Here is a 15,673-nt window from a genome sequence, read left to right as displayed (position 1 = left end):
AGAGGCGGTTTTTATCCATCGCCATCAAGCAGTTGTTGCGCCTTCGAACTGTCCTTATAAGATCATCGCAACCAAACTATGAACAGGTTACAATTCGCGTCGGGAGAAACCAGTCAATGTTGCAGGACGGACAGCTCTATATCGGGACCAGCCGCAATCCGGACGACAGCCTGAACAAGGGCGAATATCTGGAGCTGAAATTCGGCAACCGCCACGGTTTGATTACCGGCGCAACGGGTACGGGCAAGACCGTATCGCTGCAGGTTCTTGCCGAGGGCTTTTCCAAAGCAGGCGTTCCGGTCTTCTGCGCCGACATCAAGGGCGACCTTTCCGGTATCGCCGCTGAAGGTGAACAGAAAGACTGGGTCGCGAAGCGCGCCGAGCAGATCGGCTTCACAGATTTTGCCTATGGCAAGTCGCCGGTGATCTTCTGGGATCTCTACGGTGAAAAGGGCCATCGGGTCCGCGCCACCATCGCCGAAATGGGGCCGCTGCTTCTGGCGCGGCTTATGGATGCCTCGGAAGCACAGGAAGGCGTTTTGAACATTGCCTTCAAGATTGCCGATCAGGGCGGTTTGCCGCTGCTTGACCTCAAGGATCTGCAATCGCTGCTGAACTACATGGGTGAGAATGCATCCGAACTTTCAAACCAGTTCGGCCTGATTTCCAAATCATCGGTCGGCTCCCTGCAGCGCGGCCTGCTTGTACTCGAGCAACAGGGCGCCGTGCACTTCTTCGGCGAGCCGGCTCTGAAAATTTCGGACATCATGCGCACCTCGACCGATGGTCGCGGCACGATTTCGGTGCTGGCAGCCGACAGGCTGATGATGAACCCACGCCTCTACGCGACGTTCCTGTTGTGGATGCTGTCTGAACTGTTCGAAGAACTGCCGGAAGTGGGCGACCCGGAAAAGCCGCGACTGGTGTTCTTCTTCGACGAGGCCCATCTGCTGTTCAACGATGCGCCAAAAGTTCTAGTCGAGCGCGTGGAACAGGTGGTGCGCCTTATCCGCTCCAAGGGTGTCGGTGTCTATTTCGTCACCCAGAACCCGCTCGACGTACCGGAAACGGTCCTCGCCCAGCTTGGCAACCGCGTTCAGCACGCTTTGCGCGCCTATACACCGCGCGAACAGAAAGCGGTTCGAACCGCCGCCGACACATTCCGCCAGAACCCCGCCTTCAACACGGCCGACACGATCACCACGCTCGGCACCGGTGAAGCGCTGATTTCTACGCTGCACGACAAGGGCGCACCATCGATTGTTGAGCGCACACTGGTGCGTCCGCCATCTGGTCGGGTTGGCCCGCTGACGGATGCCGAACGCAAGGCGATGCTTGCCACAAGCCCGGTCGCAGGCCTCTATGATCAGGATGTCGATCGCGAATCCGCCTTCGAAATCCTTACGGAACGCGCCCGCAAGACGGCCGAGTCCGAAGCTGCCAAGCGCGCTGAAGAGGAAAATTCGGCAAGCCAGTCCGACAGCGCGGCAGGGCGCTGGCGTCTGCCTGGGTTTGGCGACGAAGAGCCGACACAGGCCTCCACAACGGGCGCCCGCAATGGCGGTGCAGCCCGCAAGACGAGCGGCTACCAGCGTGAAACGGTGATCGAAGCGGCGATGAAAAGTGCTGCTCGATCCGTGGCAACCTCCGTTGGCCGCGCGCTTGTTCGCGGTATTCTGGGCAGCCTGAAACGCTAAGAAAACGGAAGGCGGCACGATAGCCGCCTGAACTTCCGGAGATTTCATGACGCCAAACGGTGATTACGTCGCGCTTCTGGGTACCAAGGGCGGGCCGGCCATCCGGCCGGGTTCGACCAACCCTACATCCAGCCTGCTGTCGCTTGCCAACCAGACGGTAATCGTCGATTGCGGCCTCGGCGTCACACGCGGACTGGTCGATCAGGGCATGTCCCTCAAGGACATTTCGCTGATCTTCATAACCCACCTTCATTCCGATCATTATCTGGAACTCGGTCCGCTGTTGCACACAGCCTGGACTGCCGGTCTCAAAACACCTGTGACCATCTACGGCCCAGAAGGTCTGAACCGTTACTGCATACATTTTTTCGAGTCGATGCGGGATGATATCGACCTGCGCATCGAGGATGAAGGACGTCCCGACCTGCGCGACCTCGTGGTCGTAAAGGCCATTCATGAGGGGCCGTTCTTCGACAACGGAACCTTGCAGGTCCGTGCGATGTTGAATGAGCATCCACCGCTGAAAGAAAGTTACGCACTTGCGTTCGAGGCTAGAGGTCGAGGCGTCGTGTTTTCCGGTGATACCGCTTACCTGCCTGCCCTCGCCAATTTTGCCAGAAACGCTGACCTCCTCATTCATGAGGCGATGCTGCGAGAAGGTATCGAAGCCTTAGTCGCACGTGTCGGCAATGGCGATGACCGGCTACTGAAGCACCTGCTCAGATCACATACGACTGCGGCGGATGCCGCACGGTTGGCACGCGATGCCAATGTGAAAGCTCTCGCGCTTCACCATCTTATTCCGTCTGACGATCCGGATTTCCAAGAGGAGCATTGGCAACGTGCCGTGTCGTCTGTCTTTGATGGGCCTTTGCATGTCGGCCGGGATGGCCTGGTCATTTCGATATAAACAACCACACCACCTGCTTTACGCAGGCGGTGTGGTTGATCGCATCATTTCTCGCGATAGAAAATCATGCCGCCGTGATGCAGCACGTCGTCGATGAACTCGCCGTCGGCGGTGAAGCCGGTGTCATCCCAGTAGAAGATGCGGTTGCCGGAGACCTCGTAGCGACCCTGATAGGCACTTTGCCGTTGTCCACGAGCTTCGTCATATCGACCGTTCGGCAACAGCTCCTGCCTGATGTGACCGTCGCCTGTCACCCACATGCCGATATAGGGGTGGGGCACTTGCGATCGTCCCTGTCCGGTCTCCGGGCTCGCCGTCGCAGATGAGACCGCAAGAAACATCGCTGTGCCAAGCATGGATGGAAGCCTCGATTTCATGGCGCCGTCCTCATGCTGCTGTCGGGCGAACGACGATCTCGTTCACATCCACATCGTCCGGCTGCTCGATCGCATATCGAACGGCGCGACCGATCGCGTCTGGCTTCAAGGCAATTGCCCGGTAGGTCTTCATCAAATCAGCCGCTGCCGGATCGGTGATGCTGTCGGCCAGCTCACTCTCGACGACGCCGGGGTGAATGCAGGTGACGCGAATGTCCTTGTTCTCCTGGCGCAATCCATCGGAAATGGCGCGAACGGCATATTTCGTCGCGCAATACACTGCAGCGGTCGGCGACACTGCCAGAGCGCCGATCGAGGCAATATTGATGATCTGCCCGGACTTGCGGCTGGTCATATCAGGCAGTACGGCGGCAACGCCGTAGAGAACCCCCTTGATGTTGACATCGATCATGCGGTCCCACTCATCGACCTTGAGGGAAGACATGAGCGAAAGAGGCATGACACCCGCATTGTTGACAATGACGTCGACCTGCCCAAAGGCCTTTCGGCCAACGTCGGCGAACTCGGCAACGCTTTGTCTGTCCGTGACGTTCAGCGGATGCGCAATCACCTCCGCACCCACCTGGCGAAGCTCCTGGGCCAGTGCTTCAAGACGGTCCATACGTCGGGCGCCCAGCACGAGTTTTGCACCAGCACTCGCGAGTTCACGGGCAATACCCACGCCGATGCCGCTGGATGCGCCGGTGATGAGAACGACTTTGTTCAATGCCATGATTGATCTCCTTCGTGTTGCGGCGCCACCCGTTTCGCAGCACCGTTGCAAGGAAGATAATTCGTTGGCATTGTCGTGATAACCGTCTCAATCCTTAACTTAATGGGTAGATTTTCTAACCAATGAACATTGATCTCAATGCGATTTCGATTTTCTGCATGGTGGCGGATGAACGGAATTTCCGCGCTGCCGCTGACCGCCTGGGCGTGACCCGATCTGCCATTAGCCAGACCATTCGCAAGCTCGAGGAAACGATGGGGATTGCGCTGGTGCAACGAACCACGCGGAGCGTGAGTCTGACGGAGGCAGGACAACAGCTATATGCAGAAGTCTCTCCCTCCATTGCCAATCTCGTCCAGGCAGCCCAGGCAGCTTCATTGCTCAGCCAAACCGCGCGGGGACAATTGCGGCTCGCCGTTTCCTCGATTGCCGAACGCTTTCTGTCCGGCCCGTTGCTTGCGGGGTTTGCCGAAGCACACCCACAGGTGCAACTGGATATCACCGTAACCGACGAGGAATTTGATATCGTCGCCGAGCATTACGATGCCGGCGTGCGCCTCGGCGAACTGATCGAGCTGGACATGATTGCCGTGCCGGTGTCATCTGAACAGCGCCAACTTGCGGTCTGCTCGCCAGATTATGCGGCACGGTTTGCTCTGCCCAGCCATCCGCGTGACCTGATACGTCACAAGTGTATTGGCTGGCGGCCCCGTCCTGGCATTGCGCCCTATCGCTGGGAGTTTGCGGAAAACGGTCGCGAATTCGCCGTCGCGGTCGAGCCGGAATTTACCACCAATGACATGCAGTTGATGACCAAACTCGCCTGTGCAGGCGCTGGAATCACATTTGGAATGGAAGAGACATTTGCGCCCTATCTCGCGAATGGCCAACTCGTTGCCATGCTGGAAGAGTTCTCGCCGACGTTTGCGGGATTCTATCTCTATTATCCGAGCCGACGCAATCTTGCCCCCAAGCTGCGCGCCTTCATAGACCATGTCCGGCTTCCGAGAGGTCGATGACCGGCGTGCCGATCTCTTCCCGGGGAAAGACCGGGAAGAGACATAAACGGCGGGAGATTATTTCTTCTGTGACACGAGCGAGAAGAAGGCGCCCTGCGGGTCCTGGCAGTTGACGATCCAGCTTTCGCCGGGAACTTCCATCGGACCGTTGACGACCTTGCCGCCACCGGTGCTGACACGGGTTATCGCGTCATCGATGCCGTCGACATTGAAATAGTAACCCCAATGGCACACGGGAATTTGCGGCATCCGCTTCATTATACCACCGACTGCTTTGCCGTTGTGCGCGAAGATGCGGTATGGTCCCATTTCGCCCATGTCGAAATCATGGTCCTTGGTCCAGCCGAAAACCGCACCGTAAAAGGCCATTGCCTCGTCGACATTGTCTGTAAACAGTTCGTACCAGCCAACATGCCCTTGAAGGCTCTGGGTATCCGCCGGAAACTCACCGGTATCCATCGGCAACGGCGTCATGATGCAGAGCACGGCGCCGAAGGGATCGACAACCACGGCAAAACGGCCGATCTCAGGAATGTCTTCCGGCTGGCGCATGACCGATCCGCCCTTTTCCGCAAACTGTCTCGCAGATGCATCGACATCGTCTACCGCGACATAGGCCGTCCAGTTCGGAGGAATACCTTGCGATTTGAAGGCGTCGGTCAGTTCCATCATCCCGCCCATGCCTTTACCGTTGGCTTCGAAGATGGTGTAGGCCATATCCGGCGAGCCGAAATCCTTGAGCTGCCAGCCAACGACATGGCTGTAGAAACGGCCAGCCGCATCGGTATCGGGTGTCATCAGTTCCACCCATATGAACTTTCCATGCGTATCAGACATCGGTTTTCTCCGGATATTGGACAGGCTTGCGGGTGAGGAACCGCAGCGCGCCCTGCCCTACGGTTCAAGGTGTCTCGTGCAGCATTCGCTTTGGATTGCTTCAGGTCTTTCGGCGAAATTCCGAGGTCATGAAGATCTCGAAACTGCCGTCCGGCTTTTTGACACTGCCGGAAAAGCTGCGGTGGTTGTCATCATGCAATGTCAGGACATCGCGGTAGGTGTCGGTGCGATTTGAACCGTCGAAAGCCGGCCCCTCGGATTCGAGCGTCAACGTCTTTCCATCCGCCTCCAGCCAGCCATTATAGACCCAGAGATTGGACATCATCGAACCGATCCAGGTGCCGACGAAATTGCCTTTGACCGGATCGTAGCCAACCGTAATCACGGCTTTCATCGGCGTACCGTCAGGCATTTTCCCGGAGCCTTCACCAACCACCCACAGGCCACCGATAGAGCGGACCTTTTCAGTAAAAACCTGCTCGGGATCTTCTGCGTCATAGTCGTCGTGACCAGTGCTTGAAACCATTACCCAATCGCCAACGATGCGATTAAGAAACTCATGTTCTTTCTGCGGCTTGGCACTTTCCATTTCCATGAGGGGTCCTCCTCCCTTTTTTTCAGTGGCAGCAAGCGGCCGCAGCCTTCGGCTGGTCCTCGTACTGGTCATGCCTGCGCACCCAATCCATAATCTCCTCCTCATTGCGGCCTTTCGGAACGAGATCGAGCATCATCATCGTGCCCAACGTCTCTTCCGCGCCGCGCGCGTAGGTGGAATAGCTGTGATAGATCTTGCCATCCTCGCCCTTCACGAAAACGCTGAAACCGGGCATTTCATTCAGGCCTTCCTCCGCGGGCATGTCCCTGTAATTGTAGGTGATGGTGCCGGATGCGATGTCCTCATCCCGAAACGAAACCCGGTAATCGAAGTTGAATTCGTTGCCATTTGAGGAAACCCACGGGAATTTCCAGCCCATGCGTTTCTTGTACACCTCGATCTTCTCGAGCGGGGCGCGCGATACGGCGACGAAGTTGGCATCGGCATGTTTCAGGTGAATGACGGCGCCGTCGATATGATCGGCAAGGAACGAACACCCCGTGCACCCCTCTTCCCAGTCAGGTGCCAGCATGAAGTGATAAACGATAAGCTGACTGCATTTTCCGAAGAGCTCACTGAGCGACTTCGGACCTGAGGGCGCGTCGAAAACGTAGTCTTCCGCAACCGGCTCCCATGGCAAGGCGCGGCGGGCTTCGTTCAGCCGGTCACGTGCCCGCGTCAGTTCCTTCTCTTTCACCAGCAGATCGCGGCGCGCCGCCAGCCATTCCTCTTTCGATACGACGGGATGAGACATGATCTTTCCTCCTTGGATCTGTCCTTCAGCGCAACAGGCAGGGTTCTACCTGCCTTCACGCTCTGCGTCGTCACACGCTCCTCGCAATAACCGCAAACGCGGCCGCAAGTTCCGCTTGACTAATTACGTTGATATCAACATATTTACAGCATGTCAAACGCAGCCCTGATTCCTTTTTCGGCAACCCTTTTTGTGCGCGACGCATGCCTTTGCCTGCATGCGCAACGTGCGGCGCGAGCGCTCGCCCGGCTATTCGACAACGCGCTGAAGCCGGCAGGCATCACCAACGGGCAATTCTCTCTACTGATGTCCCTCAACCGTCCCGAACCGCCCCCCATGGGACCGGTAGCCAATCTTCTGGCGATGGACCGCACCACACTGACGGCTGCCCTGAAACCGCTCGAACGGCGCGGATTGGTCAGCATTGAACAGGACCCGAAGGACAAACGCGGCAAACGACTGCGTCTGACGACAGAGGGAATGGCTGTCCTTTCGGAGGCTCTCCCGATCTGGGAAAAAACACATGGCGAAATTGAATCGAAAATCGGTAGTGGCGATCCAGACCGCCTGCGCCGCGATCTCATCGACCTTGGCTGAACAGAAAGAACCCAGGAAACCCGCTCGGCCCCAGAGCGTTTCATCAACAACGTAATCGCAGATTCAAACCGGAGGAGAATGATAATGCGCGTGATCGTTTTCGTGAAAGCAACAAAAAGCAGCGAGGATGGCGTAATGCCATCGACCGAACTCATGGAAGCCATGGGCAAATTCAACGAGGAACTCGTCAATGCCGGCATCATGGTTGCTGGTGAAGGACTGAAGCCCACCGCGAAATGCAAACGCGTTGTCTTCGACGGCGACACCCGCACCGTTGTCGACGGCCCCTTCCCCCATACCAATGAAATCGTTGCGGGCTTCTGGATCTGGGAGGTGAAGGATCTGGAAGAAGCCGTGTCCTGGGTGAAGCGTTGTCCGAACCCGATGCCGGAACGCAGCGAAATTGAAATCCGCCCATTTTTGCAAATGGAGGATTTCGGCGCAGGACTAACACCTGAGATAATCGAGCAAGAAGAAAAGCTGCGCGAACGTCTTTCCCAGAACTGATATCAAGCCTTACCCAAAAGCGCCGCAAGGCGTGCATCGGCAGCAAAATCCGATGCGGAGAAACCAATTCTCCGCATCGGAAACTCAGACAGCGCCTGCACCCCGGCTTTCGAAAGCCTTATGCGCCAACTTCCACGCTCCACCGGTACCTTCTCCGCAAACCCACGTGCCGTCAGCAAGGCAATGTTCAGCCCGGCTTCGGGGTCGCGCACCGACTGGTATAGGATCGCGTCAACGTTTGCCTGACGCGCAGCATCGGCAAGTGCCTGGCACGGCTCGTAGTTTGTGAGGCTCGTCCAGAAAGCCGCATCTCGGGAAAGCTCCGGCTTGGTCAGATCCAATGCTGATTCCGTCGCTATGACCGCCGCGAAAGCGGTATATTCGGCAGGATTTGCCGGAAGCGGCGTACCGGGCGACTCCGCATAGAACAGCAGCCGATAGAAAGCCATCTCAGCCAGCGCCGTCTCCACGCGTTCCGCGGCATAATAGACACCTTCGGTGAACCCCGCCCTCCTGAAGCGTGACCCATAGGGATAAGCAGCCCCATACCGAAACGGCGTCGCGAGAAGATAATCCAGACCAGCGCATTCCGATGGAAACGAACGCTTGCTTGTCTCCAGTATGTCTTCCAGCAAAGACTGCTCATCCACCTTGTCAACGAGTTTCATGGTGGACACCTGGTGTTGCGCTTCCACCAGACGCCAGAATTTTCCAGAAAGTCTGCGTTTTTCAGACAGGAGCGCGGCGGGCGTCCAGGTAGGAAAGGACATCTATCAATCCGGTTATTGTGGCGAGCATATCGGCAGGCGCGGCACCGAGCGCCGTGTTGTGATTACGCAGCCAGTTCTTTGCGACCGCTTCGTCACCTCCAGCAATCGCGTCCAGCGACCGGAAGACGCGGATCAGCAAGACAGCAAGTTCAAACGGCTTGCTGCCCGGCTCCAACAAAAAATCGAGACGCTTCATGCGAGAAATCGTGGGGGCGGAAAGGCCGAGTATGTCGGCCGTGCGTGCTGCGTTCAGTCCTAGCCGGTCGGCAGCAGCCATGACAGCTTTGGTCACCACCCTGCCCTGTGCTGCAGGCTCAGGTGTATTTTGAACACGAACATTCATCTCGCACATCCTTTCCACAGAAAGAATATAGCAATTATCTTTCCAAAAACAAGAAGGCCGGGAGTGATCCCGGCCCTTGAGCTTGATTGTTTGTTATCAGGCCACAGAAACTGGCACTTCCGTGGAAGTGCGCATGGCGTGGCTGTACGGGCAAACGATGTGAGCTGCAGCAGCCAGCTTTTCAGCGACTTCACGCTCGACACCTGGGATATTGACCTTCAGCGACACTTCAATGCCGAAACCGCCGCCATCTTCGCGCGGGCCAATACCGACCGTCGCCGTCACAGTGGTGTCTTCCGGGATCTTTACCTTTTCCTTGCCCGCGACGAACTTCAGTGCGCCGAGAAAGCAGGCAGAGTAACCAGCCGCAAAGAGCTGTTCAGGATTGGTGCCGCGAGCGCCATCACCGCCCAGTTCCCTTGGAACGGTCAAGGTGACGTCGAGAACACCGTCCTCGGACTTGGCGTTGCCGGCGCGGCCACCGGTAGCAGATGCTTTGGTCGTGTAGAGAATGGGCATGACATTTACTCCGTTCGGTTGATGTTGAATTTCATATAGCTCACAATTTGATTGCGCGCAATACAATTTTGCGCATTGAATATCGAATTCTTTTTTGCGATAATTTTCGTGAAAATTCGCCGCGCTCCCATGCGGCAGGAACCGGAAGGTGGGGCAAATTGTTCCCTCTCCGGCAATTTTTGGAGCAAGACAATGAGCGCGGATGGCGACAACACCCGGTTGGAAAGCCTGTTGAGGCTGGACCAGCAAATATGCTTTGCGCTTTACGGCGCCGCCCACGCCTTTACGCGGGCGTACAAGCCACTGCTCGAACCGCTCGGCCTCACCTATCCGCAATATCTCGTGATGATGGCATTGTGGGAAAAGGAGACAGCAACGGTCAAGGCGCTGGGTGAAATGCTCGGCCTCGATTCAGGAACGCTGTCGCCGCTGCTCAAACGCCTGGAACAGGCAGGGCACATTACCCGCAAGCGCGGTACGGTTGATGAACGACAGGTGATGATCGCCCTGACACCCAAAGGCGCCGACCTCAAGAAGGAAGGTGCCAAGGTCATGGCCGCGATCGGCAATGCCACCGGCTGCGGACTGGATGAACTGGTTCAGATCCGCGACAGCGTCAATGCGTTGCGCGACAATCTGCAGAAATCCTGATTACGATCGAGACAAGAAAGGCGGCTCAAAGGCCGCCTTTTATTTTGGTCCGTTTCGGCTCTTTACTGCCAAACGACAACCCGGGCCTTGTTCGGCACGCGGTCATAAAGGTCGATGATGTCCTGGTTCATCAGGCGCACGCAACCGGAAGAGACAGCCTTGCCAATGGAATTCCATTCCGGCGAACCGTGCAGACGGTAAAGCGTGTCCTTGCCGTTCTGGAAGATATAGAGCGCACGGGCGCCGAGAGGGTTTTTCAGGCCCGGCGGCATGCCGCCATTCTTGGACGAGTATTTGACCAGTTCCGGCTGGCGCGCGACCATTTCGTCCGGCGGGGTCCATTTTGGCCACTTCTGACGCCACTGGATAACGCCTTCACCCGACCACGCGAAGCCGTCGCGGCCGATGCCAACGCCGTAACGCATGGCGCTGCCGCCCGGCTCTACCAGATAGAGGAAGCGCGAACGCGTGTCGACGACAACGGTACCGGGACGCTCGCCGGTTGGGTCGACCACGCGCTGACGGTAATACCGCTTGTCGATTTTCTCGTAAGGTACGGCAGGAATAACGTAGCCGCCATCTTCAATCGAACCGTACATAACGGCCAATTCCGCAGCGCTGACGCCCGGCGAGAACATCTGGCGGAAATCGCTTCCGATGGCGTTCGCCTGCTGACGGATGGCATCACCGGTGCCTGAAGAAGCACAGCCTGCGAGAAGCGAGGCAGAGGAAATACCGAGAAGGGAAAGGAAGGTACGTCTGGAAAGATCTGTGTCGGTGCTTGTCATAAGGCCGGTTTGTCCCACATTTCGAACGGCTTGATCGCCGCATTGCGCCACAACATGTACGTTGTTTGTTCCGCGTGATCAGAGGTATTGCGAAAATAGTTAATGGACCGCTAAAAGCGAGTCACAAGCCTGTTTGCGCTTCAAAGCCCGCGCGCTTTCTTCGTGAACGTGGTCAGATAACCACAATCTGCGCGCCCTGCGGCACACGCTCATAAAGATCGATCACGTCCTGATTGAGCATACGCACACATCCCGAAGACGTAGCCTTGCCAACCGATTGCCAGTCCGGCGTTCCGTGCACACGGTAGAGTGTGTCCTTGCCGTCCTTGAAGATGTACAGCGCCCGCGCGCCGAGTGGATTGTTCAAGCCCGGCGTCATGCCGCCATTGGCGGCAGAGATCGATGCAAGTTCGGGCTGGCGCTTGACCATGTCATCCGGCGGCGTCCAGCGCGGCCATTTTGCTTTCCACTGGATTTTTCCACGGCCCGACCAGGCGTAACCGTCACGACCAAGGCCAACACCATAGCGGATGGCCTTGCCACCGGACTGGACGAGATAAAGGTAATGCTGCTTCGTATCGACAATGATCGTCCCGGGCACTTCGGCCGTCTGATACGTCACTTCCTGGCGAAGATATCTTGGATCGATGCGACTGTATGGAATAGCCGGCAATGTCCTGTCGTCATCACGAATCGAGTTGTAGATGACCCTATGCAACGGGTTCGAGACGGGAAGACCGTAGGTCACGGTCTGATCCGCAACAGGTGCCTGCCCACGCGCGGGCGGTACATAGTTCAAGCCCTGCCCCTGCACTGGCGGGCCATATTCCTGATGGAAGCGCGTCCTGAAGAGATCCGGCGGCCGCGTCGAAAGCTGACCCGGCTGTGGCGGCAGTTCCGGCTTGCGGTTCGAACCGACCGAATTGAAGCCAAAGACCGGCGCCGTTTCCCGGACGAAGACATCCGGGTCCATCCGGGTCGTATCGGTCACGAACAGGCAACCACTGAGAAGCGGCAGCAACATAAGGCCAGCCACTGAGACCGTACGACGGCAGGTTTTCGAGATAAGAGATGCCATGGGGACCGCTTCACAGAACTATCGTTGCTGCGATGATGCAATGTGTCGCTGGCGCGAAGCTGGTGTCGGGCATCAATAAAAAAGGAAAAACTTCATTTTTACCCTTGAACCTCTAGTTGCTAGAGGTGCCAGATTGACTGCAACTGGAATTCAGGAGCAGGAAAGATGAGTGTCTCGACACCCGGAACACAGGACCGCAACGACGAAGGGCAACTGACCTTCACGGTTGGCGGGATGGATTGCGCGAGCTGCGCGGCAAAGATCGAGACGGCGCTGACGCGACTGCCAGGCGTTGCCGACATCAATGTATCGGTCGCGAGAGAACGCGTGAAACTTTCGCTGCAGCAAGAAAAGACCTCCATCAACAAGATCGAAGATACGATCCGAAAGCTTGGCTACACACCGACCCTTCTACCGCGTGATACGGCAACGCCCGTCGACAAGGCTGATGAACACTCTGAACATAGCCATGCTGGATGCTGCGGCGGCCATGACCATGCGCATGATCCCCATGGGCATGAGGCTCATGCAGAACGCGATCACGCGGCGCACGACCATTCTTCTCATGGCCACGATCACCGCGAAAAGGCAGACGCGGTCGGAGCCTTGGGCCACGCACATGGCGCCGAAGAAAAAGGCCCATGGTGGCAGAGTGCAAAAGCCCGCAATACGCTGACAGGCGCCATTCTTGTCGCCGTCGCCTATGTAGCGGAACTCGCGTTCCCGGCCTGGGGCGGCTACGCCTTCATTATTGCGACGCTGGTGACGCTTCTTCCCATCGCCCGTAACGCCATCAATGCAGCCCGGTTCGGGGCAATCTTCACGATTGAAATGTTGATGACGATCGCTGCGATTGGCGCGATCATTATCGGTGAAGCGGAAGAAGCCGCCATCGTCGTCCTGCTGTTCTCTATCGGCGAATTGCTGGAAGGCTTTGCCGCCGCTCGGGCGCGCTCCGGCATCAAGGCACTTGGTTCACTGCTTCCGAAAACGGCGTTAATCGAGGAAAACGGCTCGCTGCGGCAGATCTCGGCCAGCGAGTTGCAGATCGGCCAGGTAGTCGTCGCCCGGCCCGGTGATCGCATCGCCGCCGATGGCGAAGTGCTTGAGGGCGCTTCGAGCGTGGACGAGTCGCCCATGACAGGCGAAAGCGTTCCGGTCTCTAAGGAGCAAGGCTCGCGGGTTTTTGCGGGTTCGATCAACCACGACGGATCGCTGCGCATCAAGGTCGATCGCACCTCGCAGGACAATACCATCGCGCGCATCATCGCACTGGTGGAAGAGGCCCAGGATGCGCGTGCACCGACCGAGCGCTTCATTGCAACCTTCTCGCGTTATTACATGCCGCTCGTCGTTGCTATCGCGGCGCTGACGGCCATCGTGCCGCCGCTCACCGGCATCGGTGATTGGGAAACCTGGATCTATCGCGGCCTTGCGCTGCTGCTGATCGGCTGCCCCTGCGCTCTGGTCATTTCCGTTCCCGCTGCCATCGCCTCGAGTCTTTCGGCGGCCGCGCGGCACGGCATGCTGGTCAAGGGTGGCGCGGTGATTGAAATGCTTGCCCGCACCCAGACCATCGCTTTCGACAAAACGGGTACGCTGACGCGCGGCGAACCCGTTGTAACGGACGTGATGGCGCTTGACGGCAACGACAATGGACTGGTTGCGGAAGCGGCAACCATTGAGCACGAATCCAGTCATCCCCTGGCAAAAGCAATTGTCGATCACGCCACGCAAAAAGGCATCGCACCGCTGCCTGGCATGGATATCAAGGCAATCGCAGGACGCGGCATGGAAGGCATTATCGGTGGCAAGACGTTCTTCATTGGCGCGCCCCGCTTCGCAACCGAGGTTGGAACTGTGCCCTCCGAACTGGTAGAACGGATCAGCACCCTCGAAACAGAAGGCAAGACCGTTGCCGTGGTGATGGCAGGCGGCACGGCGCGAGGCCTGATCGCCATGCGCGACGAGCCAAGACAGGATGCAGCGGACGGCGTCAGGGCGCTGACCGACATGGGCATTTCCTCGCTCATGCTCTCCGGTGACAATGCCCGCACAGCCAAAGCCATCGGCGACAGGCTGGGACTGGAAGCACGCGGTGAGCTGCTGCCGCAGAACAAGGTCGAGGAAATCCGCAAACTGGCCGAGACAAAAACCGTCGTGATGGTTGGTGACGGCATCAATGACGCCCCCGCCCTTGCCGCAGCCAGCGTCGGCGTTGCCATCGGCTCCGGAACCGATGTCGCCATGGAGGCCGCCGATGCGGCGCTGATGCGCAACAATGTCGGCGACGCAGCCCGCCTGATCGGATTGTCACGCGCGACCATGCGCAATATTCGTCAGAACGTGACGATCGCGCTCGGGCTCAAGGCCGTTTTCCTGGTGACGACGATTGCCGGACTTTCCGGCCTGTGGCTCGCCGTATTCGCAGACACGGGTGCCACGGTTCTGGTCACCGCCAACGCGATGCGGCTGCTGGGTTACTTCAAGGGTAAAAGCGTCTAGCTAAACTGGTTGAAGAAGCGAATGCTTTCTTCTACCGCGCCCGGGACGACGCCATTGTGGGTTCCGGGCAGCAGTTTCTTGTCCACCTTGAAGCCCGACGACCAGGCGCGCTCGACGAAAAGCTGGTGATCGGCGTCGAATGGCCTCTCCTCCGTCCCACGCAACAGGAACGCCGGACATTTGAGGCTGGGGCCAAAACAGACGGACGAACGCATGATGAACTCCATCTCGTTCGTCTCGTCGAAACAGATCTCGTCCGTGTAACGGTTGAAATAACGCCAGGAATTGACACCGGCAGAAATTGGCGCGGCGGCGCGGAACTTGCGGCTCATCGCCGCGAGAATTGTCAGCGTTCCACCATTCGAATGACCCGCCACGAAAAAACGCCTCTTGTCGATACCGGGCAGGTTTTCCAGATAGTCGGCCGCCGCCAGGGCATCCGACGTCTCGTCATAAAAACCGGAGTAATTGCCGTTTTGGCCGTTCTCACCGCGAAACGACGGAAGAAGAACAACAAAACCGGCTTCCCAATAGGGTTTCATCAACGCCCAATGCCCGTCACCCGTGGCGTTACCACCATGCAGAAACAGAACCGCGGGTTTCAGTGCCTTGGAGGGTTGATAGTGGGACAACCATGCGACCAACTCGATCGAACCATCAGGGCCACCGCGATAGGTCACACGCTCAGCGCCAGGAGGTGTGCCAAGTGGTGACGATTTTTCCGGTGCGGACATCTTACGCAACAGACGGGTGTGAAAACGGCGTCGCGCCTCGGCATAATCTTGGCTCTCCAGAGGCAGGACCTCTGGTGCCGGGATTGCTGCCCGGGCACCGGAACCGAAGAGCGCAATACTCGATAAACCTAAGGCTCCCGCTAAAAGATGACGGCGTGTCAGGCTCCCAGAAACAAGCCCACTCCCCTCCTGGCCAAGTTGCAAGGAAACGAAGCGTTTGTCTGCCATGGATACACCTGCGCGAATGGAAACAGAAGAT

17 protein-coding genes and 1 pseudogene are annotated in these 15,673 nt (G+C 57.8%); 7 read left to right on the top strand and 11 right to left on the bottom strand.

Annotated elements, in window-relative coordinates:
* Window positions 1–116 precede the first annotated feature (116 nt).
* On the top strand, window positions 117–1,697 hold the full coding sequence (locus FY156_02890) for a DUF853 domain-containing protein (GenBank protein ID UXS00510.1): 1,581 nt from the start codon (window positions 117–119) through the stop codon (window positions 1,695–1,697).
* Window positions 1,698–1,743: 46 nt separating this feature from the next.
* Window positions 1,744–2,607, top strand: a complete 864-nt coding sequence (locus FY156_02885; protein UXS00509.1) for an MBL fold metallo-hydrolase — start codon at window positions 1,744–1,746, stop codon at window positions 2,605–2,607.
* A 44-nt stretch (window positions 2,608–2,651) separates the two neighbouring features.
* On the opposite strand, the pseudogene FY156_02880 reads toward FY156_02885, so the two are convergent.
* Both FY156_02880 and FY156_02875 read right to left on the bottom strand, forming a co-directional pair.
* Window positions 2,652–2,882 (bottom strand): annotated as a pseudogene (locus FY156_02880) (hypothetical protein).
* A 112-nt stretch (window positions 2,883–2,994) separates the two neighbouring features.
* Entirely contained in the window at window positions 2,995–3,717 is a 723-nt protein-coding gene (locus FY156_02875) for an SDR family oxidoreductase (GenBank protein UXS00508.1), read from the bottom strand.
* 122 nt (window positions 3,718–3,839) lie between these two features.
* Here FY156_02875 and FY156_02870 point away from each other — a divergent pair, with 122 nt between their 5' ends.
* Window positions 3,840–4,736: a LysR family transcriptional regulator gene (locus FY156_02870; protein ID UXS00507.1), complete on the top strand. Its 897-nt coding sequence runs from the start codon at window positions 3,840–3,842 to the stop codon at window positions 4,734–4,736.
* A gap of 57 nt (window positions 4,737–4,793) precedes the next feature.
* Here FY156_02870 and FY156_02865 read toward each other — a convergent pair whose 3' ends face one another.
* From FY156_02865 to FY156_02855, 3 genes are all read right to left on the bottom strand, one after another.
* Window positions 4,794–5,573 (bottom strand): VOC family protein, encoded by a 780-nt coding sequence (locus tag FY156_02865; GenBank protein UXS00506.1) that lies wholly within the window; start codon window positions 5,571–5,573, stop codon window positions 4,794–4,796.
* A 100-nt stretch (window positions 5,574–5,673) separates the two neighbouring features.
* Entirely contained in the window at window positions 5,674–6,168 is a 495-nt protein-coding gene (locus FY156_02860) for a DUF1579 domain-containing protein (protein ID UXS00505.1), read from the bottom strand.
* 22 nt (window positions 6,169–6,190) lie between these two features.
* Window positions 6,191–6,922, bottom strand: coding sequence for a DUF899 domain-containing protein (locus FY156_02855; GenBank protein ID UXS00504.1), 732 nt, complete (start codon window positions 6,920–6,922; stop codon window positions 6,191–6,193).
* A 150-nt stretch (window positions 6,923–7,072) separates the two neighbouring features.
* Here FY156_02855 and FY156_02850 point away from each other — a divergent pair, with 150 nt between their 5' ends.
* Entirely contained in the window at window positions 7,073–7,519 is a 447-nt protein-coding gene (locus FY156_02850) for a MarR family transcriptional regulator (protein UXS00503.1), read from the top strand.
* A gap of 84 nt (window positions 7,520–7,603) precedes the next feature.
* Complete coding sequence (locus FY156_02845; GenBank protein UXS00502.1) at window positions 7,604–8,026, top strand: YciI family protein; 423 nt, start codon at window positions 7,604–7,606, stop codon at window positions 8,024–8,026.
* Window positions 8,027–8,028: 2 nt separating this feature from the next.
* Here FY156_02845 and FY156_02840 read toward each other — a convergent pair whose 3' ends face one another.
* The 3 genes from FY156_02840 to FY156_02830 form a co-directional block, all read right to left on the bottom strand.
* Window positions 8,029–8,796, bottom strand: coding sequence for an RES family NAD+ phosphorylase (locus FY156_02840; GenBank protein UXS00501.1), 768 nt, complete (start codon window positions 8,794–8,796; stop codon window positions 8,029–8,031).
* Window positions 8,756–9,139 (bottom strand): DUF2384 domain-containing protein, encoded by a 384-nt coding sequence (locus FY156_02835; protein UXS00500.1) that lies wholly within the window; start codon window positions 9,137–9,139, stop codon window positions 8,756–8,758. The genes FY156_02840 and FY156_02835 overlap by 41 nt, the downstream gene beginning before the upstream one ends.
* A gap of 96 nt (window positions 9,140–9,235) precedes the next feature.
* Window positions 9,236–9,658: an organic hydroperoxide resistance protein gene (locus tag FY156_02830; GenBank protein ID UXS00499.1), complete on the bottom strand. Its 423-nt coding sequence runs from the start codon at window positions 9,656–9,658 to the stop codon at window positions 9,236–9,238.
* Between the two features lie 192 nt (window positions 9,659–9,850).
* On the opposite strand from FY156_02830, the gene FY156_02825 reads away from it, so the two are divergent.
* Window positions 9,851–10,309 carry a MarR family transcriptional regulator gene (locus FY156_02825; GenBank protein UXS00498.1) on the top strand — a complete coding sequence of 153 codons (459 nt, stop codon included), beginning with the start codon at window positions 9,851–9,853 and terminating at the stop codon, window positions 10,307–10,309.
* A 62-nt stretch (window positions 10,310–10,371) separates the two neighbouring features.
* On the opposite strand, the gene FY156_02820 is transcribed toward FY156_02825, so the two are convergent.
* Window positions 10,372–11,097, bottom strand: coding sequence for a L,D-transpeptidase (locus FY156_02820; GenBank protein UXS00497.1), 726 nt, complete (start codon window positions 11,095–11,097; stop codon window positions 10,372–10,374).
* Between the two features lie 172 nt (window positions 11,098–11,269).
* Window positions 11,270–12,175: a L,D-transpeptidase gene (locus FY156_02815; GenBank protein ID UXS00496.1), complete on the bottom strand. Its 906-nt coding sequence runs from the start codon at window positions 12,173–12,175 to the stop codon at window positions 11,270–11,272.
* Between the two features lie 165 nt (window positions 12,176–12,340).
* Here FY156_02815 and cadA point away from each other — a divergent pair, with 165 nt between their 5' ends.
* Window positions 12,341–14,680, top strand: a complete 2,340-nt coding sequence (gene cadA / locus FY156_02810; GenBank protein UXS00495.1) for a cadmium-translocating P-type ATPase — start codon at window positions 12,341–12,343, stop codon at window positions 14,678–14,680.
* Here cadA and FY156_02805 read toward each other — a convergent pair.
* The gene (locus FY156_02805) at window positions 14,677–15,642 is read right to left on the bottom strand and encodes a S9 family peptidase (protein UXS00494.1); all 966 of its coding nucleotides are present in this window, start codon (window positions 15,640–15,642) and stop codon (window positions 14,677–14,679) included. The two genes, cadA and FY156_02805, sit on opposite strands and share 4 nt — an antisense overlap.
* Window positions 15,643–15,673: the final 31 nt, after the last annotated feature.

It is taken from the genome of Agrobacterium tumefaciens, from assembly GCA_025559845.1.
Lineage (GTDB): Bacteria > Pseudomonadota > Alphaproteobacteria > Rhizobiales > Rhizobiaceae > Agrobacterium.
Note: the sequence above shows the minus strand (reverse complement) of the source record. Positions and strands in the feature narration are given on the sequence as shown.

What these genes read in the sequence shown, in the direction of transcription:
- FY156_02890 (UXS00510.1), top strand. Translation starts at nt 117, where the DNA reads ATGTTGCAGGACGGACAGCTCTATATCGGGACCAGCCGCAATCCGGAC.
- cadA (UXS00495.1), top strand. Translation starts at nt 12,341, where the DNA reads ATGAGTGTCTCGACACCCGGAACACAGGACCGCAACGACGAAGGGCAA.
- FY156_02845 (UXS00502.1), top strand. Translation starts at nt 7,604, where the DNA reads ATGCGCGTGATCGTTTTCGTGAAAGCAACAAAAAGCAGCGAGGATGGC.
- FY156_02860 (UXS00505.1), bottom strand. Translation starts at nt 6,168, where the DNA reads ATGGAAATGGAAAGTGCCAAGCCGCAGAAAGAACATGAGTTTCTTAAT.
- FY156_02870 (UXS00507.1), top strand. Translation starts at nt 3,840, where the DNA reads ATGAACATTGATCTCAATGCGATTTCGATTTTCTGCATGGTGGCGGAT.
- FY156_02865 (UXS00506.1), bottom strand. Translation starts at nt 5,573, where the DNA reads ATGTCTGATACGCATGGAAAGTTCATATGGGTGGAACTGATGACACCC.
- FY156_02815 (UXS00496.1), bottom strand. Translation starts at nt 12,175, where the DNA reads ATGGCATCTCTTATCTCGAAAACCTGCCGTCGTACGGTCTCAGTGGCT.
- FY156_02835 (UXS00500.1), bottom strand. Translation starts at nt 9,139, where the DNA reads ATGAATGTTCGTGTTCAAAATACACCTGAGCCTGCAGCACAGGGCAGG.
- FY156_02850 (UXS00503.1), top strand. Translation starts at nt 7,073, where the DNA reads ATGTCAAACGCAGCCCTGATTCCTTTTTCGGCAACCCTTTTTGTGCGC.
- FY156_02855 (UXS00504.1), bottom strand. Translation starts at nt 6,922, where the DNA reads ATGTCTCATCCCGTCGTATCGAAAGAGGAATGGCTGGCGGCGCGCCGC.
- FY156_02825 (UXS00498.1), top strand. Translation starts at nt 9,851, where the DNA reads ATGAGCGCGGATGGCGACAACACCCGGTTGGAAAGCCTGTTGAGGCTG.
- FY156_02830 (UXS00499.1), bottom strand. Translation starts at nt 9,658, where the DNA reads ATGCCCATTCTCTACACGACCAAAGCATCTGCTACCGGTGGCCGCGCC.
- FY156_02820 (UXS00497.1), bottom strand. Translation starts at nt 11,097, where the DNA reads ATGACAAGCACCGACACAGATCTTTCCAGACGTACCTTCCTTTCCCTT.
- FY156_02840 (UXS00501.1), bottom strand. Translation starts at nt 8,796, where the DNA reads ATGTCCTTTCCTACCTGGACGCCCGCCGCGCTCCTGTCTGAAAAACGC.
- FY156_02805 (UXS00494.1), bottom strand. Translation starts at nt 15,642, where the DNA reads ATGGCAGACAAACGCTTCGTTTCCTTGCAACTTGGCCAGGAGGGGAGT.
- FY156_02885 (UXS00509.1), top strand. Translation starts at nt 1,744, where the DNA reads ATGACGCCAAACGGTGATTACGTCGCGCTTCTGGGTACCAAGGGCGGG.
- FY156_02875 (UXS00508.1), bottom strand. Translation starts at nt 3,717, where the DNA reads ATGGCATTGAACAAAGTCGTTCTCATCACCGGCGCATCCAGCGGCATC.